23 protein-coding genes are annotated in these 21532 nt (G+C 63.3%); 11 read left to right on the forward strand and 12 right to left on the reverse strand.

Translation table 11 applies throughout. From position 1 onward, the window contains the following. Positions 1-143 precede the first annotated feature (143 nt). The 7 genes from RTP54_RS01370 to RTP54_RS01400 all read left to right on the forward strand — a co-directional run bounded on the left by RTP54_RS01370 (position 144) and on the right by RTP54_RS01400 (position 8286). On the forward strand, positions 144-1442 hold the full coding sequence (locus tag RTP54_RS01370; protein ID WP_112809165.1) for an extracellular solute-binding protein: 1299 nt from the start codon (positions 144-146) through the stop codon (positions 1440-1442). Positions 1443-1447: 5 nt separating this feature from the next. Further along, positions 1448-2443 carry an ABC transporter permease subunit gene (locus tag RTP54_RS01375; protein ID WP_312360326.1) on the forward strand — a complete coding sequence of 332 codons (996 nt, stop codon included), beginning with the start codon at positions 1448-1450 and terminating at the stop codon, positions 2441-2443. Positions 2444-2453: 10 nt separating this feature from the next. Continuing rightward, the gene (gene ugpE, locus RTP54_RS01380) at positions 2454-3296 is read left to right on the forward strand and encodes a sn-glycerol-3-phosphate ABC transporter permease UgpE (RefSeq protein WP_312360328.1); all 843 of its coding nucleotides are present in this window, start codon (positions 2454-2456) and stop codon (positions 3294-3296) included. Between the two features lie 64 nt (positions 3297-3360). Further along, the gene (locus tag RTP54_RS01385) at positions 3361-4476 is read left to right on the forward strand and encodes a sn-glycerol-3-phosphate import ATP-binding protein UgpC (RefSeq protein WP_312360330.1); all 1116 of its coding nucleotides are present in this window, start codon (positions 3361-3363) and stop codon (positions 4474-4476) included. Beyond that, positions 4473-5465, forward strand: a complete 993-nt coding sequence (locus RTP54_RS01390; protein ID WP_312360331.1) for an endonuclease/exonuclease/phosphatase family protein — start codon at positions 4473-4475, stop codon at positions 5463-5465. Before RTP54_RS01385 ends, RTP54_RS01390 begins: the two co-directional genes overlap by 4 nt. Before the next feature lie 166 nt (positions 5466-5631). Then, positions 5632-6579 (forward strand): glutathione synthase, encoded by a 948-nt coding sequence (gshB, locus tag RTP54_RS01395; RefSeq protein ID WP_112809161.1) that lies wholly within the window; start codon positions 5632-5634, stop codon positions 6577-6579. Between the two features lie 174 nt (positions 6580-6753). Beyond that, the gene (locus RTP54_RS01400; RefSeq protein ID WP_312360333.1) at positions 6754-8286 is read left to right on the forward strand and encodes a YifB family Mg chelatase-like AAA ATPase; all 1533 of its coding nucleotides are present in this window, start codon (positions 6754-6756) and stop codon (positions 8284-8286) included. 235 nt (positions 8287-8521) lie between these two features. Here RTP54_RS01400 and cysK read toward each other — a convergent pair whose 3' ends face one another. Beyond that, positions 8522-9490: a cysteine synthase A gene (gene cysK, locus RTP54_RS01405; RefSeq protein WP_112816470.1), complete on the reverse strand. Its 969-nt coding sequence runs from the start codon at positions 9488-9490 to the stop codon at positions 8522-8524. Positions 9491-9627: 137 nt separating this feature from the next. Next, positions 9628-10245 (reverse strand): LysE family translocator, encoded by a 618-nt coding sequence (locus RTP54_RS01410; RefSeq protein ID WP_312360336.1) that lies wholly within the window; start codon positions 10243-10245, stop codon positions 9628-9630. Between the two features lie 164 nt (positions 10246-10409). On the opposite strand from RTP54_RS01410, the gene RTP54_RS01415 reads away from it, so the two are divergent. Continuing rightward, positions 10410-11042 carry a LysE family translocator gene (locus RTP54_RS01415; protein ID WP_112816472.1) on the forward strand — a complete coding sequence of 211 codons (633 nt, stop codon included), beginning with the start codon at positions 10410-10412 and terminating at the stop codon, positions 11040-11042. A gap of 24 nt (positions 11043-11066) precedes the next feature. Here the strand turns inward: RTP54_RS01415 and RTP54_RS01420 are convergent, their stop codons facing one another. Both RTP54_RS01420 and RTP54_RS01425 read right to left on the reverse strand, forming a co-directional pair. Further along, a complete protein-coding gene (locus RTP54_RS01420; protein WP_112809156.1) occupies positions 11067-11372 on the reverse strand; it encodes an NIPSNAP family protein in 306 nt (101 codons plus the stop codon). Then, complete coding sequence (locus RTP54_RS01425) at positions 11369-12283, reverse strand: DMT family transporter (RefSeq protein WP_312360340.1); 915 nt, start codon at positions 12281-12283, stop codon at positions 11369-11371. Before RTP54_RS01425 ends, RTP54_RS01420 begins: the two co-directional genes overlap by 4 nt. Positions 12284-12416: 133 nt before the next feature. Here RTP54_RS01425 and RTP54_RS01430 point away from each other — a divergent pair, with 133 nt between their 5' ends. Further along, positions 12417-12854, forward strand: a complete 438-nt coding sequence (locus tag RTP54_RS01430; protein ID WP_112816623.1) for an Lrp/AsnC family transcriptional regulator — start codon at positions 12417-12419, stop codon at positions 12852-12854. A gap of 36 nt (positions 12855-12890) precedes the next feature. On the opposite strand, the gene dut is transcribed toward RTP54_RS01430, so the two are convergent. Then, positions 12891-13364, reverse strand: coding sequence for a dUTP diphosphatase (dut, locus tag RTP54_RS01435; RefSeq protein WP_112809154.1), 474 nt, complete (start codon positions 13362-13364; stop codon positions 12891-12893). A 90-nt stretch (positions 13365-13454) separates the two neighbouring features. Here dut and RTP54_RS01440 point away from each other — a divergent pair, with 90 nt between their 5' ends. Further along, entirely contained in the window at positions 13455-15038 is a 1584-nt protein-coding gene (locus RTP54_RS01440) for a peptide chain release factor 3 (protein ID WP_112809153.1), read from the forward strand. 61 nt (positions 15039-15099) lie between these two features. Here RTP54_RS01440 and RTP54_RS01445 read toward each other — a convergent pair whose 3' ends face one another. From RTP54_RS01445 to RTP54_RS01460, 4 genes are all read right to left on the reverse strand, one after another. Next, positions 15100-15456: a hypothetical protein gene (locus tag RTP54_RS01445; RefSeq protein WP_312360346.1), complete on the reverse strand. Its 357-nt coding sequence runs from the start codon at positions 15454-15456 to the stop codon at positions 15100-15102. Positions 15457-15582: 126 nt separating this feature from the next. Beyond that, complete coding sequence (locus RTP54_RS01450) at positions 15583-16311, reverse strand: B3/4 domain-containing protein (RefSeq protein ID WP_312360347.1); 729 nt, start codon at positions 16309-16311, stop codon at positions 15583-15585. Positions 16312-16347: 36 nt separating this feature from the next. Further along, positions 16348-17250, reverse strand: coding sequence for a DMT family transporter (locus RTP54_RS01455; protein WP_112809150.1), 903 nt, complete (start codon positions 17248-17250; stop codon positions 16348-16350). Between the two features lie 83 nt (positions 17251-17333). After that, a complete protein-coding gene (locus tag RTP54_RS01460; RefSeq protein ID WP_312363123.1) occupies positions 17334-18113 on the reverse strand; it encodes an AraC family transcriptional regulator in 780 nt (259 codons plus the stop codon). Positions 18114-18355: 242 nt separating this feature from the next. On the opposite strand from RTP54_RS01460, the gene RTP54_RS01465 reads away from it, so the two are divergent. Beyond that, a complete protein-coding gene (locus RTP54_RS01465; RefSeq protein ID WP_312360348.1) occupies positions 18356-19060 on the forward strand; it encodes a DUF2268 domain-containing putative Zn-dependent protease in 705 nt (234 codons plus the stop codon). Between the two features lie 6 nt (positions 19061-19066). Here the strand turns inward: RTP54_RS01465 and RTP54_RS01470 are convergent, their stop codons facing one another. From RTP54_RS01470 to iolE, 3 genes are all read right to left on the reverse strand, one after another. Then, positions 19067-19471: a GFA family protein gene (locus RTP54_RS01470; RefSeq protein WP_112809147.1), complete on the reverse strand. Its 405-nt coding sequence runs from the start codon at positions 19469-19471 to the stop codon at positions 19067-19069. Between the two features lie 80 nt (positions 19472-19551). Continuing rightward, on the reverse strand, positions 19552-20352 hold the full coding sequence (gene iolB / locus RTP54_RS01475; RefSeq protein WP_312360351.1) for a 5-deoxy-glucuronate isomerase: 801 nt from the start codon (positions 20350-20352) through the stop codon (positions 19552-19554). 232 nt (positions 20353-20584) lie between these two features. Beyond that, complete coding sequence (iolE, locus tag RTP54_RS01480) at positions 20585-21487, reverse strand: myo-inosose-2 dehydratase (RefSeq protein WP_312360353.1); 903 nt, start codon at positions 21485-21487, stop codon at positions 20585-20587. Positions 21488-21532: the final 45 nt, after the last annotated feature.

Here is a 21532-nt window from a genome sequence, read left to right on the forward strand (position 1 = left end):
GGAAATGATTGCGCTGTTCCGTTTGCGCGCCCTCATGGAACATATTCGCGAATTTGTAATCGTCCCGACATAAAAGCGTTACCGGCCTGTCATTGAACGCCACTAGTCCACTGCCATCCGCAATCCGGTGGAGAGGACCAGTCATGTTCAAGAAAATTTCGCTCGCAGCTTTCACCCTTGCTTTTTCGGCAACCTCGTCGCTTGCCGCAACCAATATTACCTGGTGGCACGGCATGGCCGGCCGCAACGGCGAGGTCATCAACGAGATCTCGCAGAAGTTCAACGAAGCCCAGAGCGCCTGCGCGCTGACCCCGGTTTCCAAGGGCACCTATGAGGAAGCGCTCGCTTCCGGCATCGCCGCCTTCCGCTCGGGCGAACAGCCCAACATTCTGCAGGTCTTCGACGCCGGCGCCGCAACCATCATCAACGCCAAGGGCGCCGTCGTTCCCGCTGAAGACCTGATCATCAAGGCCGGCCACAACTTTGACCGCAACGCCTTCATCGACGGCGTGCGCTACTTCTATGCCGACAGCGAAGGCAAGTTCGTCGGCATGCCGTTCAATTCCTCGGCTCCGATCATGTATGTCAACGACGAGGCCCTGAAGAAGGCCGGCGTCGAGGCGCCGAAGACCTGGGAAGAGTTCGAGGCCGCTGCACCCAAGCTGAAGGCTGCCGGCTACATCCCGCTCGTCCAGTCGCAGCTCACCTGGCAGTTCACCGAGAACTTCTTCTCGCGCAACAACATCCAGTTCGCCACCAACAACAACGGCTACGACAGCGTCGTCGACACCACGCTGAAGGTCACCGACCCGAACCTGGTCATGATGTTCGACAAGCTCAAGGCCTGGAAGGACGAAGGCTACTTCGCCTTCTACGGCGCCGGCTGGAACGACAACCAGAAGGTCTTCGAAGAAGGCAAGGCCGCGTTCTGGATCGGTTCGTCCGGTTCGTTCGGCGGCCTGCAGAAGACGGCGCAGATGCCGTTCTCGGCAACCTTCCTGCCCTACTGGAACGCCATCGAAGGTGCCGGCACGAACTCGTTCATCGGCGGTGCTGCCCTCTTTGCGATGTCGGGCAAGACGGACGAGGAAAACAAGTGCGTCGCCGACTTCTTCCAGTTCCTGACCTCGCCCGAGATCCAGTACTTCTACCACAAGGCAACCGGCTACGTGGCCATCACCAAGGCAGCCTATGAGCTTGCCCAGAAGGACGGCTACTACAAGGAAAAGCCTGTCGCCGAAGTCGGCATCAAGCAGCTGATGCTGCCGGCCGGTGACTGGTCGAAGGGCTACCGTCTCGGCTTCTATCCGCAGATCCGCGAGATCATGGAGCGCGAATACGGCCGCATCTTCTCCGGTGAGACGACCGTGAAGGACGCCTTCGACACCATCGAGAAGGAAGGCAACGACCTGCTCGCCCGCTTCGCCAAGACGGCCGGCTGATCTCGATGACAACTGGAACGGAAAGCCTCCCCGCGCCGCGGGGAGGAACTGGAGCGGATGGGCGTCGTTTTGGCGCTCTCCGGCTCTTTGGCGGCAAGGCGAAGGGTGGCGAGGATGCCGCCAAGCGCGTGCAGTTCTCCTCGCCCTATCTGCCCTATCTCTTTCTGGCACCACAGCTGGCGATCATCTTCGTGTTCTTCTACTGGCCGTCGATCCAGGCGATCCAGTCGTCCTTCTATCTTGAAGATCCGTTCGGCTTCGGTTCGACCTTCGTCGGCATGGCGAACTACACCGACGTGCTGAAATCGGGCGAATATCTCGGTATCGCCAGGTTCACTGCGATCTTCACCACGCTCGTCACCTTCTTCGCGCTGTCGATCGGTCTGCTGCTCGCCGTCAAGGCTGACGGCGTCATCCGCGGCAATGCCACCTACAAGACGCTGCTGATCTGGGTCTATGCGATCGCCCCGCCGGTTGCAGGCCTCATCGGCATGATGTTCTTCGACCAGCATATCGGCCCGATCGTCGAGCTTGCCCGCTGGTTCGGCTGGGACATCAAGGTCGGTCTCAACTATTCCGACACCGCCTTTGCGATGATCGTCGTCTCGGTCTGGAAGCAGATCCCGTACAATTTCATCTTCTTCCTCTCGGGCCTGCAGGGCATTCCGGTCGCAGTGCGCGAGGCGGCGGCGATGGATTGCCGCTCGGGCTTCCGCCGCTTCTGGACGGTGATCCTGCCGCTGCTCGCGCCGACGGCCTTCTTCCTCCTGATCATCAACGTCACCTATGCGCTGTTCGACACATTCGGCGTCATCGACGTGATGGTGAAGGACAAGGCGGCCAACAATCCGATCACCCTTGTCTACAAGGTCTACATGGATGGTTTCCGCGGCAACGACCTCGGCGGCTCCTCGGCGCAATCGGTCATTCTGATGCTCATCGTCTTCGTGCTCACCATCTTCCAGTTCCGCTTCATCGAGCGGCGCGTGCACTACAATTGAGGCGGGGCCGATGTATCGCACCAAGTTTTTCGACCACGTCATCCTGCTCTTCGGCGTCTTCATCATGGTGGCGCCTGTCGTGGTCGCCTTCATGACCTCGACGCACGAGGCAGCCGATATTCATCGCAACGGCCTCAGCCTCTCCTGGGGCGGTCATTTCGTCGAGACCTACGAGACGGTTCTGACCCGCAAGGGCGGCTTCACCGGCAAGATCACCGGTCTCAACATGATGATGAACTCGATGATCCTGGGCCTCGGCTTCGCGGTCGGCAAGATCATCCTGTCGATGTTGGCCGCCTATGCGATCGTCTATTTCCGCTTCCGGCTCGGCACCTTCTTCTTCTGGATCATCTTCACGACGCTGCTCCTGCCGCTCGAAGTGCGCATCCTTCCGTCCTATGAAGTGATGAACACGCTGAAGCTGACCAACACCTATACCGGCCTGATCGTGCCGCTGCTGGCGTCGGCGACAGGCACCTTCTATTTCCGTCAGTTCTTCAAGTCGGTGCCGGACGAGCTGCTGGAGGCAGCCCGCATCGATGGCGCCGGCCCGTTCAAGTTCTTCATCGACGTGCTGGTGCCGCTGTCGCGCACGATGATGGCGGCGATCTTCATCATCATGTTCGTCTATGGCTGGAACCAATATCTCTGGCCGACGCTGATGACCACCGACGAAGGCTTCTTCACGCTGGTGCGCGGCATCAAGCAGATCCTGCTCGTCTGGGTCGGCTCCAACATCCCCGATTACAACGAGGCCTTTGCGCTGGCGATCCTCGCCATGCTGCCGCCGGTGCTGATCGTGGTGATCTTCCAGCGCTGGTTCATCAAGGGCCTGACGGAAAGCGACAAGTAGACAGCGCGGCGGCGGGATCGTCCTCGCCGCGCGCTCAAACGCAATTTTACCAACGGAGGCAGCCATGGCGGCCATCACCATAGCCGAGGTCTCGAAGATCTATACCGGCAACGTCGAGGCGGTGAAGTCCGTCTCGATCGATATCGAGGACGGCGAATTCATCGTGCTGGTCGGCCCGTCCGGCTGCGGCAAGTCCACGCTCCTGCGCATGGTCGCAGGGCTTGAGGGCATCTCGAAGGGCACGGTGAAGATCGGCTCGCGCGTCATCAACGAGGTCGACCCGGCCGAGCGCGACATCGCCATGGTGTTCCAGAACTATGCGCTCTATCCGCATATGACCGTCTACCAGAACCTTGCCTATGGCCTGAAGAACCGCAAGACGCCGAAGGCCGAGATCGACGCCCGCGTCGCCGAAGCCGCGCGCATGCTGGAGATCGAGCCCTATCTCGACCGCAAGCCGCGCGCGCTTTCCGGTGGCCAGCGCCAGCGTGTCGCCATGGGGCGCGCCATCGTGCGCAAGCCGGCAGCCTTCCTCTTCGACGAGCCGCTGTCCAACCTCGATGCCAAACTCCGCGTCTCCATGCGCGGCGAGATCAAGCGGCTGCAGAAGCGCCTCGGCACCACCTCGCTCTATGTCACCCACGACCAGTTGGAGGCGATGACGCTTGCCGACCGCCTCGTGGTTCTGAACGGCGGCCGGATCGAGCAGATCGGCCGCCCGCTCGATGTCTACCACCGTCCGGCCTCGACCTTCGTCGCGAGCTTCATCGGCTCGCCCGCCATGAACCTGATCAAGGGCAAGATCGAAGGCGCTCGCCTTTCTATCGGCAGCTACAGGATCGAACTCGGCGATCGCGCCCCGGTCGAGGGCCCGGTGACCGTCGGCCTGCGCGCCGAGGATCTGAAAATCGCCGGCGTCGGCGAGGATGCGATGCTGTTCCAGGTCGACTATGTCGAGGAACTTGGCGCACAACGTCTCGTCCATGGGACCATCGAGGATCAGGCGCTGACGGTGGCGCTGTCTCCTGAAATTCCGCTTTCCGGCGATCTTGCCGTGACGATCGCGACCGACCGCCTGCATTTCTTCGCGCCGGAAACCGGCAAGCGACTGGAGCGCGGCACCTCATTCACCAATAGTGGCGAAAGCGCACGTTCCCTCAGCCTGGAGCCGGCATTGTGATCGAAGAGACTGTCAGCCAGCTTGCCGTGCCGTCGCAGGAAACCCGCGCCGGTTTCACCACCATCGAGCGCTCGATCGCCGCCCATGACGCCGTGATGGCGGCACTGGCCGAGATGAACAGCATCGAGATCGGTGGCGCCCCATCATCGAGCGCGCCGCTCGCCTTCCCGTTCACCGTCGCTGCCTGGAACCTGGAACGCTGCCTGTTTGCACCCGAGAGTGCTGCTCATCTGGCGGCAACGGCAGCACCGGTCGTACTGCTGTCGGAAATGGACGATGGCATGGCCCGCACCGGCCAGCGCCACCCGACGGCCGAGGTCGCAGCCGCACTAGGGATGCAGTACGCCTATGGTGTCGAGTTCATCGAGCTTGGCCTCGGCTCCGACACGGAGCTCGAATTCTGCAAGGACGACTTCAACGCGAAAGGCTTTCACGGCAATGCGCTGATGGCCGCGGTGCCGCTCGGCCGGCCATTCATACTGCGCCTCTGGGGCGAGCGGCTCTGGTTCATGGACGGCGGCGACCAGCCACGCGTCGGCGAACGCTTCGCCATCGGCGCGGTGATCGAGACCGAAGCTGGCCCCTTTGTTGCCGTCTCCACCCATCTCGAAAGTGCCACCACGGCGCCCTATCGCGAACGGCAGGTCAGGGAATTGATCGACACTCTGGATGAGGCATTCCCCGGTTTGCCTGTCCTGATCGGCGGCGATCTCAACACCGGCAATCATGCCGGTGGCGATTTCGAGGCCGAAGGGCTGTTTGCCATGAGTGCGGCGCGTGGCTTCAGCCGTCATGGCGGGCCGCTTGCGGAAATGACCACCCGTCCCAGCCTGATCACGCGTTGGCCGGAGCGGGCGATGAAGCTCGACTGGTTCCTGTCGCGCGGCTTGAAGATCGGCGAAAGCCGGATCATTTCGTCGCTCGATCCGACGGGCCGTCCGCTGTCGGACCATCATCTCATCACCTGCCTCGTCGAGGGCTTCGAGTAGCCTTGCCTAAGGCGGGTCCGCATTCTACATGTTGCGGGCTCTTTTAGAGCGGGCCGAAGCAAGCCGCGTGCGAGCTTTTGCGCGGGCCCCGCTCTAAGCTATTAGAATCGATCAAGATCCCGGACGCGTCGACTGCGCGTCATCGGGATCCAGCGGGGACGGGAAGATGGCGAAAATCATCAATGTCGGGGTCCAGATGGACCATGTGTCGGGCATCAATATCGCGGGCGATTCCACCTTCGCGATGAGCCTCGAGGCTCAGACCCGCGGCTACCGGCTCTTCCACTACACCCCCGAAAAGCTCTCCTTGCGCGACGGCAAGGTCATCGCGACCGCACAGCAGATGACGCTGCGCGACGTCAAGGGTGATCACTTCACGCTTGGCGAGCCGGAACGGCTCGACCTTTCGACCATGGACGTGATCCTTCTGCGCCAGGATCCGCCCTTCGACATGGCTTATATCACCTCAACGCATCTGCTTGAGCGCCTGCATCCGAAGACGCTTGTCGTCAATGATCCCGCCTGGGTGCGCAACTCGCCGGAAAAGATCTTCGTCACCGAATTCGCCGATCTGATGCCGAAGACGCTGATCACCCGCGATGCCGCCGAGATCGCACGCTTCCGCGAAGAGATGGGCGACATCATCCTGAAGCCGCTTTACGGCAATGGCGGCGCCGGTGTGTTCCACTCGGCTCGCGACGACCGCAACATGTCCTCGCTCTTGGAAATGTTCGGCCAGATGTTCCGCGAACCCTTCATCGCGCAGGAATACCTGCCGGCAGTGCGCAAGGGCGACAAGCGCATCCTGCTCGTCGACGGCGAGCCGGTCGGCGCCATCAACCGCGTGCCGGCCGAACACGACGCCCGCTCCAACATGCATGCCGGCGGCCGGCCCGAGCCGACCGAACTGACGGCGCGCGAAAAGGAAATCTGCGCCCGCATCGCCCCGGCGCTGAGGGAGCGCGGCTTCCTCTTCGTCGGCATCGACGTCATCGGCGACTACATGACCGAGATCAACGTGACGTCACCGACCGGCATCCGCGAAGTCAAGAAGTTCGGCGGCGCCGACGTCGCGAGCCTGCTGTGGGATGCGATCGAGCGCAAGCGCGCCTGATACCGACCGCCCAAGACCGCGTTGCCGTCGCAAATCGCCGCCATCCGAGGCTGGTGGCGATCGGCGAGATGTTCTGTCATTGTTCTTGTTTTTGTGCGCATTCCGTGCAAGATTTTCCGCTGCGACCGGTAGGGTTGCGGCGGCGCGGCGGCCGCCCTTGTCGAAGAGGCGGTCATGGTTGCACGCGTCAGTACGGTGGCATTCCAGGGAATTGAAGGTGTTCCGGTCGACGTTCAGGTAATGGTCGCGCCCGGCCGGGTCGGCATGCAGATCGTCGGCCTGCCCGACAAGGCCGTCGCCGAAAGCCGCGAGCGCGTGCAGGCAGCGCTTCACGCGTCAGGTCTGGCGCTACCGGCCAAGAAAGTTACGGTCAATCTCGCGCCTGCCGATCTGCCGAAGGAAGGCAGCCATTTCGATCTGGCGATCGCGCTCGGGCTGATGGCCGCACTCGGCGCCATCCCCGGCGATGCGCTTGCCGGCTATGTGGTGATCGGCGAGCTCAATCTCGATGGCACCGTCGCAGCCGTCGCCGGCGCGCTACCGGCGGCGATCGGCGCCAATGCGCTGGGCAAGGGGTTGATCTGCCCGGCCGAAAGCGGACCGGAGGCGGCATGGGCCGGCGCCGAGATCGATATTCTCGCACCCCGCAGCCTGATCGCCATCGCCAACCATTTCCGCGGCACGCAGGTGCTCTCGCGGCCGGAACCGGCCATTCGTGCCGGTGCCGTCGACCTGCCCGACCTGGCCGATATCAAGGGACAGGAGAGCGCCAAGCGGGCGCTCGAAGTGGCCGCCGCCGGCAACCACAATCTCCTGATGATCGGCCCGCCCGGTTCGGGCAAGTCGATGCTGGCCTCGCGCCTGCCGTCGATCCTGCCGCCGTTGACGCCGGCCGAACTGCTCGAAGTCTCGATGATCCACTCGATTGCCGGGCAATTGCCGGGCGGAAAACTGTCTGACCGGCGACCGTTCCGCACGCCGCACCATTCCGCCACCATGGCGGCGATGATCGGCGGCGGTCTGCGCGCCAGGCCCGGTGAGGCGTCGCTTGCCCACAACGGCGTGCTGTTTCTCGACGAGTTTCCCGAGTTCACGCCGCAGGTGCTCGATGCGTTGCGCCAACCGCTGGAGACGGCCGAGTGCATCATTGCCCGCGCCAATCACCGGGTCAGCTATCCCGCGGCAATCCAGCTGGTGGCGGCAATGAACCCGTGCCGGTGCGGCATGGCCGGCGAGCCCGGCCGGTCATGCGCGCGCGGCCCGCGCTGCATGAGCGACTATCAGGCGCGCATCTCCGGTCCGCTGATGGACCGGATCGATCTGCGCATCGACGTGCCCGCCGTCAGCGCCGCTGACCTGATCCGGCCTATGGCGGCCGAGGCAAGCGCTGCCGTTGCCAAACGCGTCGCCCGCGCCCGTGCGCTGCAGATCGATCGGTTCGCGGCGCTCGGCAGCCGCGGAGCCACCAGCAACGCCCGCTGCTCGACGGCGATGATCGAGCGCATCGCCGCGCCCGATGCTGCCGGACTGCAGCTACTGCGCGATGCGGCCGAGAAGCTGAAGTTTTCAGCGCGCGGCTATCACCGCGTGTTGAAGGTCGCGCGCACGCTTGCCGATCTCGAGGGGGTGGCGACAGTCGGCCGGCTGCACCTCGCCGAAGCGATTTCCTACCGGCTTGCCGGCGAGCGCCTGCAGGCGGCGGCTTGAGGCATTGCCCGGAAACGTGCGGCGCGGTCCTCCGTCAGGACATGCGGAAAGGCAAAGACTGCGAGCGTTTCGGTGTTTGCGTCTAAATCGGAGATGCCCTGCCGATCGTTACACGGTCTGTGACTGCGGGGAGGCATGCCAGCGCCTTTGCTTTCCACGCGGTTGCCCGCCGTTCGGCTTCAGGCAGCGAAAAAAAGGGCGACCAGGCGCCCTTTCGTTCGATATCGTCAAAGGCTTACGCGCCAAGACCGTCGAAGAGAACCGTCGAAAGATAGCGCTCGGCAAAGGACGGAATGATAACGACGATCGTCTTGCCGGCGTTTTCCTCGCGCTGGCCGATCTCGATGGCGGCGGTGAGCGCCGCGCCTGAGGAAATGCCGACGGGAACGCCTTCGAGCCTTGCGACCAGCCGCGCGATCTCGACGGCTTCGGCGCTGTTGACGGTGACGACCTCGTCATAGACGCCGGTGTCGAGGATGGCGGGCGCAAAGCCGGCGCCGATGCCCTGGATCTTGTGCGGACCGGGGTTTCCGCCCGACAGAACCGGCGACTCCTCCGGCTCCACCGCGATCACCTTGATCGACGGCTTGCGCGCCTTCAACACCTGGCCAGCGCCGGTGATGGTGCCGCCCGTGCCGATGCCCGAGACGAAGATGTCCACCGCACCGTCGGTGTCGTTCCAGATCTCCTCGGCCGTTGTCCTGCGGTGGATCTCCGGATTGGCCGGGTTTTCGAACTGCTGCGGGATGATCGCGTCGGGCAGGGTCTCGACCAGTTCCTGTGCCTTGGCGATCGCGCCCTTCATGCCCTTGGCGCCCTCGGTCAGCACCAGTTCGGCACCGAGCAGCGCCAGCATCTTGCGACGCTCGACCGACATTGTCTCCGGCATGGTCAGGATCAGCTTGTAGCCCTTGGCGGCGGCGACGAAGGCGAGCGCGATGCCGGTGTTGCCCGAGGTCGGCTCGACCAGCGTGGTGCGCCCGGGCACGATCTTGCCCTGTGCTTCCAGGCTTTCGATCATGGCGACGCCGATGCGGTCCTTGACCGAGGCGATCGGGTTGAAGAATTCGAGCTTGGCGAGCAGGTTGGCCTTCACGCCCTTTTCTCTGGCAAGCTTGTCGAGCCGGACGATCGGCGTGTCGCCGATCGTTTCCGTGATCGAGGAATAGACGCGGCCGCGGCCGGGCTTGCGCGTGTCAGGCATGGGTTTCTCCCTTGGGTTTGACCTGTTTGGTTGTGACAATAGGGTCAATGCCCGTTCTATTCCAGAACGGTAACCGCGACGCGACGATCCGCCGGAGGAAAAAACAGCGACTTAAGTCGCCGCCGGGGAATGTTATTTCAGGCGGCGCGGGTCGCGATATAGGCGGCGGTGCCGGCGAGCACCCCTGCGGCGACGCGGTTGAGCGCCTGCAACGCCTTCGGCTGCTTGAGCAGGGTGCGGGCACGCGCGGCGAGCATGATATAGGGCAGAAGCACGGTCAGGAGCACCAGGAAGGTCGCGATCAGCAGCAGGCCGTACTCGCTCGGTCCGATGGCAGCGATGTCGACCAGCGTCGGCACCAGCGCCACGTAAAACAGCATGGTCTTAGGATTGCCCAGGGTGACGAGCAGCCCGGAGAGGAACGACATCGAGACGCTTTTCGAGGTTTGCGCCTTGATATCCTGCGGCAACAGGCCGGAAGTCCAGAGCTTCCAGGCGATATAGCCGAGATAAAGCACGCCGGCGAACTTGACGAACAGGAAGACGGTGGTGAAGGTCTGGGCAATCAGCGTCAGCCCGAGCACGACGGCGGTCAGATAGACCATGTCGCCGACGATCAGGCCTAGCCCCATGAAGAAGGTCTCGCGAAATCCCGAGCCCAGCGCCCGCGCCACCAGCGCCGTCACGCCTGGGCCGGGGATGATGGCTGCGATGAACAGGGCGCCGCTATAGGCGAGAAGGGCTGCAAGCGTCATGATCGTTCCTCCGACACCGTTCTTAGCGCAAAGTGTCGAAAAGGAAAATCCGGATCGTCTCGGCCGCCAAACTCGCGGTTAAATTGCACGGATGACAATTTCGCCATTGCAAGGCTTTTGAAGAAGCGTACAGCTTTACCGGACACGCAAAAGAGGCGCCTCTCATGCCTGAGCTCCAGAACCTTATCGCCTTTGCTCTGATCGCGCTCGGCATGGTGCTGACGCCGGGGCCGAACATGATCTACCTGATCTCCCGTTCGATCAGCCAGGGACCGGTGGCGGGCTTGATCTCACTTGGTGGAGTCGCACTCGGTTTCGTGGTGTACATGGTCTCGGCGGCGCTCGGCATCACCGCTTTGCTCATTGCGGTGCCTTTCGCCTATGACGCCTTGCGCCTGGCGGGCGTGGCCTATCTCGTCTACCTCGCCTGGCAGGCGGTCCGGCCCGGCGGGCGCTCGCCTTTCCAGGTCAAGAGCCTACCGAAGGACGGGCCGCGCAAGCTGTTCCTGATGGGTTTTCTGACGAACCTTTTGAACCCGAAGGTCGCGGTGCTCTATCTCTCGCTGTTGCCTCAGTTTATCCGTCCCGAGGCCGGAGATGTGCTGTCGCAGTCGATGATCCTGGGCTCGATCCAGATCGCCATCAGCATCACGGTCAATGCGATGATTGCGCTTGGCGCAAGCTCGATCGCCGGGTTCCTCGCCGGACGTCCCCTGCTGATGTTGGTACAGCGCTGGGCCATGGGCACGGCACTGTTCGGCTTCGCCGTCAACATGGCCGCCGAAGCGCGTCGATAGCGCGCGCTTCGGGGACAGGACCTTCTAGTCGAACACCGGCCGCATGAAGCTGCGTTCGTAGCTGACGATGCAGCGCGTCTTTTCCGCGAAGGCGAAGGCCTCCAGGCACTCCGGATCTCTCGCCATTTTCTCGCGGTAGATCTCGTACTCGGCCAGGCTCGGAAAGGTGAACAGCGCCAGCGCGATGTTGTTGGCGCCCTCATGCGGCATGAAATAGCCGTGATGGGTGCCGCCCAGGCGGTTGACCAGCGGGATCCAGAGCTTGGCGTAGTGTTCGAACTCGGCCAGCTTGTAGGGGTCGATAACGTATTTCAGGTAACAGGTGATCATGCGGTTCTCCCTTCGCCTCTGCGCTTGATAGGCGAGGGCAGGCGAAGTTTCCAGCCGAGATTCATACCGGCTGCAGCCAGGAGAATGGCGATCGATCCGACGATCTGGATCGGCTGCAGCGCATGGCCGAAGGCTATGCGATCGACGACGATGGCGGCGATCGGATAGATGAACGACAGGGCCCCCGCCATATGCGTCGGCAGCCGCTGGATGGCGCCATAGAGCAGCACATACATGATGCCGGTATGGATGACGCCGACCGCAATCAGGATCGACCATTGTCCTGTACCCGAAGGCATGGGAGCGCCAAGGGCCATCGGCGCCAGCATCAGCGTGCCGGTCACCACCTGGATCAGTGCGATCAGGTGTGGCGGCGTTCCCTTGAGCAGCTTCGTCAAAAGTGCCGCGATCGCGTAGAAGAAGGCGGCCCCCACCGAGAGCGCGATACCGACGAGGTAATCCTGCGGCGCGAAATTGCCGCCGGGCTTGGCCGAAATGATCGCCAGCATGCCGGCAAAGGAGATCGACAGCCAGAAGATCTTGGTGGCAGTGATTTTCTCGCCGAGGAACAGGGCGCCGAGCCCGAGCAGCATGAACGGCTGGGTGTTGTAGACCATCGTGGCGATTGAGATCGAGGCGTGCGAATAGGCGGCAAACAGCAACAGCCAGTTGACGACGATGGCGATGCCGCCGGCGACCGAGAACATGACGACCCGCCGGGTGAAATGGCGCCGATCGAGAAGGCCGAGCGCGGCGGCGATCGCCACCAGCGTCACCGCGCCGAAGACGCAGCGCCAGAAGACGACGCTCGTCACCGGCTGGCCCGACATCAGCACGAACCAGCCGATCGTACCCGATATCAGCATCGCCGCCGTCATTTCGGCGCTGCCTCTTTTAATGTCTGCGCCCATGGCGATCACTCCTCGATTGATGCGCCAAGTTTAATTGGCATCGATGGCGGTTTATATGGATGATCGCAGGCATCTGGGCTATTTTACCTAATCGAAGAAGATGGTTTCGATCTTTTGGCTTACGAGGTTGCTGATGCTCGATGAACTCGATCGCCGCATTCTGGATATCCTGGCGGCAAACGCACGCGTGTCGCTGAAGGAGTTGGCGCAGGAGGCGGGGCTATCTTCGCCCAGTGCCTCCGAGCGCTTGCGCAAGCTGGAAGAGCGCGGCGTGCTCGACGGTTTCACCATCGCCCTCAACCCGGTGAACCTCGGTTATCCGCTGCAGGCGATCATTCGCGTCCGGCCAATGCCGGGCATGCTGCATATCGTCGAGAAGCTGATCCAGGCAACGCCGCAGATCGTCGAATGCGACAAGGTCACCGGCGACGACTGCTTTATCGCCAGGCTGTTCGTGCGGGACATGGCGGAGCTCGATACGCTGCTCGACCGCATCGCCGAGAAGGCCCAGACCAACACGTCGATCGTCAAGTCGACGCCGGTCAAACGGCGTTTGCCCCCGCTTGGTTGACGAAAAACCGTTTCAGGCTGTTCCTGGACGTGCGTCTCAGACGCCGGTGGAGCCGAAGCCGCCGGCGCCGCGTGTCGTTTCGCTGGCGTTGTCGGCCTCGCGCACGCTTACCTGGGTCACCGGGGCGATCACCATCTGCGCGATGCGCATGCCGCGCTCGATGACGAAATCCGCGTCGCCGAGATTGACCAGCAGCACCTTGACTTCGCCGCGGTAGTCGCTGTCGATCGTGCCCGGGGTGTTGAGGCAGGTGATGCCGTTCTTGAAGGCAAGGCCCGAACGCGGACGGATCTGCGCTTCGTAGCCGGCGGGGATCTCGAAAATGAAGCCGGTCGGCACCAGCGCCCGCTGTCCCGGTGCAAGCGTCATCGGCTCGCCTGCGGCAACGGCGGCGCGCAGGTCCATGCCGGCGGCACCCTCGGTCTCGTAGGCCGGCAGGTCCAATGCCTCGGCATGCGGCAGGCGGATGAGGGTCAAGGCGGGTTTGGTCTGGGATGTGTGCATGGTCATCACATCATAAGCCGGGCGCTGGCAATGTCGGTCAATTGCATAATGAGGGCCGAGCCTGTAAAGACGCGGCAACTCACAGGATTCTAAGATATGGCCGAAAGTCTCGCCGAGGCGGTATCCCGCCGCCGCACATTTGCGATCATCGCCCACCCGGACGCGGGTAAGACCACGCTCACCGAAAAGCTGCTGCTGTTCGGCGGCGCGATCCAGCTCGCCGGCGAAGTCAAGGCGAAGAAGGATCGCATCCAGACCCGTTCGGACTGGATGAAGATCGAGCGCGAGCGCGGCATCTCGGTCGTCACCTCGGTGATGACCTTCGAATATGGCGGCAACGTCTTCAACATTCTCGACACGCCCGGTCACGAAGACTTCGCCGACGACACCTATCGCACGCTGACGGCGGTCGATGCCGCGGTCATGGTCATCGATGCCGCCAAGGGTATCGAGCCGCGCACGCTGAAGCTGTTCGAAGTCTGCCGCATGCGCGACATTCCGATCATCACCTTCATCAACAAGATGGACCGCGAGAGCCGCGATCCCTTCGAGATCCTCGACGAGGTCGAAGAAAAGCTGGCACTCGACTGCGCGCCGGTCACCTGGCCGATCGGTCGCTCCAAGACCTTCTGCGGCTCCTATCACCTGGCCGACAACACCGTGCGTGGTTCCGACACGCAGGAAGTGCTGACGAAGGTCAATGGCCCCGAGATGGCCGCGCACCGCCTGCCGGAAAACGAGCGCGATGCCTTCATCGAGGAGACGTCGCTGGCGATCGAGGCCTGCAAGCCGTTCGACAAGAAGGCGTTTCTCGAAGGCCACCTGACGCCGGTGTTCTTCGGCTCGGCGCTGCGCAACTACGGTGTGCGCGACCTCATCAACGCGCTCGGCGAGATCGCCCCGCCGCCGCGCGACCAGGTCGCCGATACGCGCACTGTGCACGCGACCGACGACAAGATGACGGCCTTCGTCTTCAAGATCCAGGCGAACATGGACCCGAACCACCGCGACCGCATCGCCTTTGCCCGCGTCTGCTCAGGCAAGCTCGAGCGTGGCATGAAGGCGCGGCTTGCGCGCACCGGCAAGCAGCTGGGCCTGAGCGCCCCGCAATTCTTCTTTGCCTCCCAGCGCCAGCTGGCGGACACTGCCTATGCCGGCGATGTCGTCGGCATCCCGAACCACGGCACCCTGCGCATCGGCGACACGCTGACCGAGGGCGAGCATCTCGTCTTCCAGGGCGTGCCGAACTTCTCGCCGGAAATCCTGCGCCGCGTGCGGCTGGAAGATGCGATGAAGGCGAAGAAGCTCAAGGAAGCGCTGCAGCAGATGGCCGAAGAGGGCGTCGTGCAGTTGTTCTCGCCGGAAGACGGCTCGCCGGCGATCGTCGGTGTCGTCGGCGCGCTGCAGCTCGACGTTCTGAAGGAACGCCTGCAGGGTGAATACGGCCTGCCGGTCTCCTTCGAAATGTCGCGCTTCTCCGTCTGCCGCTGGATTTCGTCCGACCAGCCCGCCGAACTCGACAAGTTCGTCACCGCCCGTCGCGGCGATATCGCCCGCGACCTCGACGGCGATCCGGTGTTCCTGGCGCAGGACAGCTTCTCGCTGCGCTACGAAGCCGAGCGTTATCCGGCGATCAAGATGGTCGCGATCAAGGAATATCACGTCGCCAAGGCGGCGTGATAAGGCGGCGTGATCAGGCGCGATGCCAGCCGGGGGGACCCGTCGGCTGGCTCCTGGCTCCTCAGAGCGTCGACATGCGCAGCGCCAGGACCAGCTGCGTGATCCTGAGCGTCACGAAAGCGTAGATCGCCAGAAGCAGGATCTGAAGCACCAGGTGCCGGCGAACCTTCGACAGCCGGTATAGACCGTCAAACAGATTGAGCAGAAACAGCCCGATGCCGATGGCCGACACGATGTAGCCGGCCAGGGCCGTGTTTGGCAGCCCCTTGATGTGGAGGCTTCGGCCGTTCTCGACCGCATGCATGCCGGCGGCGATCACCAGCGTTGCCATGACCAGATTGCGCACATGGCGAAAGATCTCTTCAAGCCCGCCATTGTCGAACAGCATCCGTCGCGCCAGGCCGAATTTTGATTGCATGCCATCCCTCATCGATGAGCCGTGTCTTGCTACAAGTCCCCCATGAACTGAAACCGGAGCCGATTTATGGCCGGAGGAAACAGGCCGGCCGGAAGCAGCGCAACCGGATGTCGGCTTGCCCTGACGTCAAAGTCTTTCGGCATGGGACGCTTTCGCGTCGGCGACGATGGCAAAACGCGGTGATGTCGGGCTCAGCAGCGCCGAAGTCGGCCGGATATCAAAGGCAGAGCCGATGGCTTGCTCCAATGCAGCCATGAGTTCGGCAATGTCGGCCGTTGCGGTTTCGTGCAGCGCCTCGGCGACGACGAGGGCCGACGTGGTCTGGGGGCGGATCGCCGAGTGGCCGCTTTGCCGATTGGTCCATCGGCGCGCATGGGCGCGGCCTTTGGCGTCGCGAAAGATCACTTCGCCCGGTTCAGGATGTTCGGTTTCGCCGGAGAAGGTTTCGTACAACTCATCCCCTCTGGCGCGGGTCACTTCGAGATCACCAGAGACGCGGGAAAGGTCGAAGACGGCAATGGGGATGGCAAAGGCGAGCGACACCGCGTTGCAGAGGTCGATCAGCGGATGGATCGAGGGAAGGTCGCCTTCCTTGCGGAACCGGCGCAACAGCGCTTCCGAAGCGCAGCGATACTGCGTCGGCTTCAGTCCCATCCTGCCGAAGGTCCGGCGCCAAGCCTGGATTTCGACGAGTTCGCCTTCGGGGTGCGTTGCAAGGGCGGTGCTGGCGATGGCCTGAAACCGGGCGACGGCGTCGGCGACGGAAACGTTGCTGCGTACGCCCTCGACGTGGAGCGCGCCGGCCGCAAGCTCGGGAAAATCGCGCCAGATGCTGTCTGAATGCTGGAAATGCATGGAATGCCTCGAAGTTGATGGAGGAAGATGAAGGCGTCAGCTCCGCGTCTGGCCGGCAGCCTTCAGCCGCAAATGCGGCACGGCAAGACTGAGGACGGCGACAAGCACGCAGCCGATGCCGGCGAGCTGGTTGACGCTCACGGGTTCGCCGAGAAGAACGAATGCGAATAGTACCGCTGAAACCGGTGCAAGTGCTGTGAAGACCGAGGCTTCCGTTCCGCTGACCTTGGCGGAACCGGCATACCAGAGGATGAAACCGGCAACGGTCGGGACCAGCGCGTAGTAGAGCACGGCTGCCAGCGACTGCACCGTGACGTCCTGCATCGAAGAGGCTTCGAAGAGAGCGGGCACGAAGGCGACGCCAACGCCCATCCCGGCCATGATCGTCGAGAGCGCCAGCGGTGCTATCGGTGTGCGGATGCGCTTGTTGATCAGGATGAACAGCCCTTCGCAAAACACCGCTGCGAAGACGAGCGTTATGCCGAGGGTCGAATGCTCAGCACCGTCGTCGGGCCGCAGCACGATGGTCAGAACGCCGGCCGCCGCCAGCCCGATGGCGATCAGGGTCGAGCGGCTGGGCCGCTCGCCGAGCAAAAGGATGGCGATGCCGGCCGAGACCACAGGAAGCGTGCCGATGACGACGCCGGCATCGGTCGCCGAACTGTAGCGCAATCCGGCAATCAGCAGCGTGGTGTAGCCGACGCTGCCGGCGCCTGCCTGCAGGATCAGGATCAGCCACGCGCGCCGCTCGAGCCGAGGCCAAGCCGTTCGCGTCAGTCGCATCAGCGCGAGGAACAGCGGGAAGGCGACGGCGAAGCGCAAGGCCGTCGCGATGAATGGCGGCAGGCCGGCGGCGATCAGCTTGCTGGCGATCACGGTGCTGCCGACCATGACCATCGCCAGTGCCAGATAGAGGTATCCCTGAAATCGTTCCGTCATGCGGCCACTCCTGCGTTGGCGCGCAAGTGATCTCATTCGGGTCTACAGGTCTTGAACGGAATTGCAGGCGGCAGGTTATCAGGTCACTGGAAGGATTGCGCATAGGCGCCGGGCGAGAGGCCGTATTTGCGCGCGAAGATCCGCGTCATGTGGCTCTGGTCGGCAAAACCGCCTTCGGCGGCCGCCTCGGCCAGCGGCATGCCGCGGGCGATCAAACGCCGCACCATGTCGATGCGGCGCTGGACGATATAGGCATGCGGCGTCAGCCCGAAGCTCTTGGCGAACCCGCGCACCACCTGAAACCGGCTGAGGTCTGCCACTTCGGCAAGGTCGGCGAGGGCGATGGCGGCGGCCGGATCGTCGTCGATCAGGCTTTGCGCCCGGGCGATCGCCGCCGGCACGGGCTCGGCCTGTCCTTGCCCGTCATTCGTGCGCATTGCATCGGCCAGCAGCGAAAGCAGGCATTCCTCGCCGAGCATTTCCGTCCGGTCGCAATCCTTGGTCGTCGTCACCACGCCGAAGAGTGCCTGGAAATGTCTCGATGTGCGCGCGTCATGAAAGACGGGGGCCGTGAATTCGGCGGCCCGCGTCCTGCTCTGGCTGATGTCCTCCATGGCGTCTGCAATCACGATCGGGTCGAAATAGAGCATGCGCCAGGACCGACCGGCATCGCCGATCGGCATGCCGTCATGGACCTCGCCGGGATTGACCGTGATCATGTCGCCCGCACCCGCTTCGACCATGCCGCGACCGCTCAGCGACTTCTGGGCGCCCTGGTGGATCAGTCCGATGCCGAACTGCTCGTGCGTGTGGCGGTCAAAACTGTGCCCCGATGCGGCCTCGACCGCCTCGACGCCGTCAATTGCGGCTGGGAAAAATCGTGAACCGGCCCTTCGCCATAACCCTGCCTGTCGTCTGTTTCTCCTCTGTCATACAATGACGGCGGCGTTCCGGCCATGGGGGCAGACCTTTAACAGTCTGCCACACCACTGTGCGACAAAGGGCGCACGCATGGGGCGGCGCTTTCTCCTCTCCGGCGTTGCAATCGCCGGCCGCATGCTTAAGGTCCGGCGTCGAAAGACGATGACGACCGGAGTATTGCCGAATGCTGGACCTGCGCCTTCACTTCCTCGAAGCCGACGGATCCCTTGCACCCTGGCGCGAGCGGATCGCCGCCGACATCAGGTCGACGGCGGAGCGCGTCGGCGGCAGCGTTTCGGCATCCGACAGGGCGGCGCCGGTCGATGTCCTGGTGGAGTGCCGGCCGGGCGAGACGATCCCGGAGCTCGGAATGTCCGGCTCCTGCTACCGCCGCGGCCTGGTAACGGTGACCCTCGATCCGGACAATCCCAATTTCGAAGCGAGCCTTGCAGCCGGCGAACTGCGCAAGACGCTCACGCACGAACTACACCATTCCTTCCGCCACGCGACATGCGGTTACGGTTTCAGGCTGGGAGAAGTTCTCGTCACCGAGGGCCTGGCCGACGCCTTCGACGCGGAGATCAATGGCGGCGACGGCAATCCGTGGAACCATGCCATCACCGGCGAGCAATGGCTGGCGGTGGTGGAGCGGGCGGAACTGGAGCTCTGGGCCGACGGCTACAATCACAGCGCCTGGTTTTTCGGCTGGAGCGGCCAAGGCAATCCGCTGCCACGCTGGGCCGGCTACTCGATCGGCTATCACCTCGTCAAGGCCTACCTCGCGGTCAACCCGGAAAGCCGCCCGTCACAGATGACGTCGACCCCGGCGCCGGAGGTCATCGGTCGCGCCTGGGCGCATCTCAAAGCCAGGATATCGGCGACCGGCTGACAGGGTTCAGTCCCGGTCGTGCCCAGGCAACGTCTCGATGTCGTGGATCCAGGGCAGGGCGGACGAGCGCCAGATCTGCGCCTTCGGCGCCAGCGCGCGGCGCTGGTTGATGGTGCCGAGGCGAATGCCGACCTCTTCGGCATCGGCGTCCGTGCCGGTGGTGTAAACCGGAGAGCCGCAGTTCGGGCAGAAGAACTGAAGGCGCTTGCGGCCGTTCTGCGCCGTCTTGACGTAAAGCTTGGGCTCGCCGCCGGTCAGATGGAAATTTTCGCGCGCCGTGCCCGCCGTCACCCGGTAGGCCGATCCGGTCAGTTGCTGGCAATCGGTGCAATGGCAGATCGCCACGTCGTCCGGATCGATCTCGGCCTCATAGGTCACGAAACCGCAATGGCATTGTCCGTCGATCCGCATGGCACCGCCTCCCTGAAAGGCGGTAATCTAGAGCGCAGGCGCGCGCCCGTCCATCGCGCCTGGGCACCGACGCGTTCCGGCTAGACGCCGGTAAACAGCCACTCGTGTTCCCGGGCGTTGTGGAATTTCCAAACCCGCTTCGGCCCCGCCATGACGTTCAGGTAGTAGACGTCGTAGCCGTGCACGGCGGCGACCGGGTGGTATCCCCTCGGGACCAGCGTCACGTCGCCGTCTTCCACCGCCATGGTTTCGTCGAGCGAACGGTCGTCGGTGTAGACGCGCTGCATGGCAAAGCCCTGCGGCGGGTTCAGGCGATGATAATAGGTCTCTTCCAGATAGCTTTCGGCCGGCAGGTCGTCCTGGTCATGCTTGTGCGGCGGGTAGGACGAGGTGTGCCCGCCCGGCGTGATCACCTCGACGACCAGCAGCGACTGGGCGGAGCTGTCATCCTCGGGCATGATGTTGGTGACGTAGCGGGTGTTGGTGCCCTTGCCGCGGGTCATCTGCGGGTGCGTGCCCGGTCTGATCACCTTGGCCTTGAAACCCTCGCCGCCGGGCGCCGAGCAGATCGCAAGATCGAGATCGGTCGTGGCCTCGACCTGCCAGCGGCTGCCCGTCGGCACGTAGACGGCATAGGGCTGTCCTTCGAACGGCGTCATGCGTTCGCCAAGCTCGCCGAAATCCTCGCTGTCGACCGAAACCTTAGCCTTGCCGGATACCAGCACAAGGCAGATCTCCTTTTCGCCGGCCTCGGCCCCTGCCATCTCGCCCGGCTTCAACCGGTTGAGCGCAAAGCCGACATAGGTCCAGCCGGCACTTTCCGGGGTGACGTTCTGCATCAGGCCCGACTTGGCCTTCGGTTTGACGAGCAGCTTGGACATGGGACGGTCTCCTGACTTTTTCCTTGGCGGTCGCGCTCGCGGCCTGCCCCTCACCCTAGCCCTCTCCCCGCAGGCGGGGAGAGGGGATTGTCGAATTTGCCGCATGCTCTCTACCCAGGTCGCGAGTGACCCGAGAATTAGCGGCATATGCCTTCTCCCGCGAGCGGGGAGAAGGTGGCGGCAGCCGGATGAGGGGCGATCCCTGCAAAGCTTGCAGCCGGAGGAGCGGCGGTTACGCCCGGTCCAAGCCCGCTTCCTTGGCAAACGCCTTCAGCGACTTCAGCCCCAGCGACTGATACTCGAAGGGGTTGCGCACGGCCGAGTCCTGTTCGGCCTCGATCACCAGCCAGCCATCGTAATTGTGCTCGGCGGCGATTTTCAGCACGGGAGCGAAATCGACGCCGCCTTCGCTGTCGCCGGGAACGGTGAAGACACCGCGGCGCACGCCTTCAAGGAACGAAAGCCCTTCGCCTTCGACGACCTTGCGCACTGCCGTGCGCACGTTCTTGCAATGGATGTGGCGGACGCGGTGCATGTACTTCTTCGCGACCTCGGCCGGGTCGGACCCGCCGAACCACGCATGGCCGGTGTCGAGCAGCAGCTTGGTCGCCGGACCGGTGTTCTGCATCAGGAGGTCGATTTCCTCGCCTGTCTGGACGATCGTGCCCATGTGGTGGTGATAGACGAGATCGATGCCCTGGTCGGCGCAATACTGAGCGATTGCTTCGAGATCGGCGCCGAATTTTTTCCACTGGTCCGCCGGCAGCACCGGCTTGTCGTTGGCCACCGATTTCGTGTCGTCGCCATGGATAGCGTTCGAGGTCTCGCAGACGATCGCCACCTTGCAGCCGTTGTACTTGAGCAAGTCGAGATGCGGCTGGATCGCCTTCTTCTCGGCTTCGACATCATGGGTAAGCAGGTTGGTCGAGTGCCAGCCGGAGACGAAGACCAGATCGTAGGCGGCGAGCTTTGCCTTCAGCGCTTCCGGGTCGGAAGGCATCTTGTGGCCCTTCTCGATGCCGTCGAAGCCGATCTTCTGGCAATCGGTGAGGCAATCCTCGAGCGTCAGATGCGCGCCGATCGAATGATCGTCGTCGTTGCTCCAGGCGATCGGGTTGGTTCCGTAGCGGATCATGTTTCTTCACTTTCTGATGCCATCCGCAACCATGCGGACAATGGA

The organism is Ensifer sp., from assembly GCF_031989085.1.
GTDB lineage: Bacteria > Pseudomonadota > Alphaproteobacteria > Rhizobiales > Rhizobiaceae > Ensifer.

What these genes read in the sequence shown, in the direction of transcription:
- RTP54_RS01370 (WP_112809165.1), top strand. Translation starts at nt 144, where the DNA reads ATGTTCAAGAAAATTTCGCTCGCAGCTTTCACCCTTGCTTTTTCGGCA.
- RTP54_RS01375 (WP_312360326.1), top strand. Translation starts at nt 1,448, where the DNA reads ATGACAACTGGAACGGAAAGCCTCCCCGCGCCGCGGGGAGGAACTGGA.
- ugpE (WP_312360328.1), top strand. Translation starts at nt 2,454, where the DNA reads ATGTATCGCACCAAGTTTTTCGACCACGTCATCCTGCTCTTCGGCGTC.
- RTP54_RS01385 (WP_312360330.1), top strand. Translation starts at nt 3,361, where the DNA reads ATGGCGGCCATCACCATAGCCGAGGTCTCGAAGATCTATACCGGCAAC.
- gshB (WP_112809161.1), top strand. Translation starts at nt 5,632, where the DNA reads ATGGCGAAAATCATCAATGTCGGGGTCCAGATGGACCATGTGTCGGGC.
- RTP54_RS01400 (WP_312360333.1), top strand. Translation starts at nt 6,754, where the DNA reads ATGGTTGCACGCGTCAGTACGGTGGCATTCCAGGGAATTGAAGGTGTT.
- cysK (WP_112816470.1), bottom strand. Translation starts at nt 9,490, where the DNA reads ATGCCTGACACGCGCAAGCCCGGCCGCGGCCGCGTCTATTCCTCGATC.
- RTP54_RS01410 (WP_312360336.1), bottom strand. Translation starts at nt 10,245, where the DNA reads ATGACGCTTGCAGCCCTTCTCGCCTATAGCGGCGCCCTGTTCATCGCA.
- RTP54_RS01415 (WP_112816472.1), top strand. Translation starts at nt 10,410, where the DNA reads ATGCCTGAGCTCCAGAACCTTATCGCCTTTGCTCTGATCGCGCTCGGC.
- RTP54_RS01420 (WP_112809156.1), bottom strand. Translation starts at nt 11,372, where the DNA reads ATGATCACCTGTTACCTGAAATACGTTATCGACCCCTACAAGCTGGCC.
- RTP54_RS01425 (WP_312360340.1), bottom strand. Translation starts at nt 12,283, where the DNA reads ATGGGCGCAGACATTAAAAGAGGCAGCGCCGAAATGACGGCGGCGATG.
- RTP54_RS01430 (WP_112816623.1), top strand. Translation starts at nt 12,417, where the DNA reads ATGCTCGATGAACTCGATCGCCGCATTCTGGATATCCTGGCGGCAAAC.
- dut (WP_112809154.1), bottom strand. Translation starts at nt 13,364, where the DNA reads ATGACCATGCACACATCCCAGACCAAACCCGCCTTGACCCTCATCCGC.
- RTP54_RS01440 (WP_112809153.1), top strand. Translation starts at nt 13,455, where the DNA reads ATGGCCGAAAGTCTCGCCGAGGCGGTATCCCGCCGCCGCACATTTGCG.
- RTP54_RS01445 (WP_312360346.1), bottom strand. Translation starts at nt 15,456, where the DNA reads ATGCAATCAAAATTCGGCCTGGCGCGACGGATGCTGTTCGACAATGGC.
- RTP54_RS01450 (WP_312360347.1), bottom strand. Translation starts at nt 16,311, where the DNA reads ATGCATTTCCAGCATTCAGACAGCATCTGGCGCGATTTTCCCGAGCTT.
- RTP54_RS01455 (WP_112809150.1), bottom strand. Translation starts at nt 17,250, where the DNA reads ATGACGGAACGATTTCAGGGATACCTCTATCTGGCACTGGCGATGGTC.
- RTP54_RS01465 (WP_312360348.1), top strand. Translation starts at nt 18,356, where the DNA reads ATGCTGGACCTGCGCCTTCACTTCCTCGAAGCCGACGGATCCCTTGCA.
- RTP54_RS01470 (WP_112809147.1), bottom strand. Translation starts at nt 19,471, where the DNA reads ATGCGGATCGACGGACAATGCCATTGCGGTTTCGTGACCTATGAGGCC.
- iolB (WP_312360351.1), bottom strand. Translation starts at nt 20,352, where the DNA reads ATGTCCAAGCTGCTCGTCAAACCGAAGGCCAAGTCGGGCCTGATGCAG.
- iolE (WP_312360353.1), bottom strand. Translation starts at nt 21,487, where the DNA reads ATGATCCGCTACGGAACCAACCCGATCGCCTGGAGCAACGACGACGAT.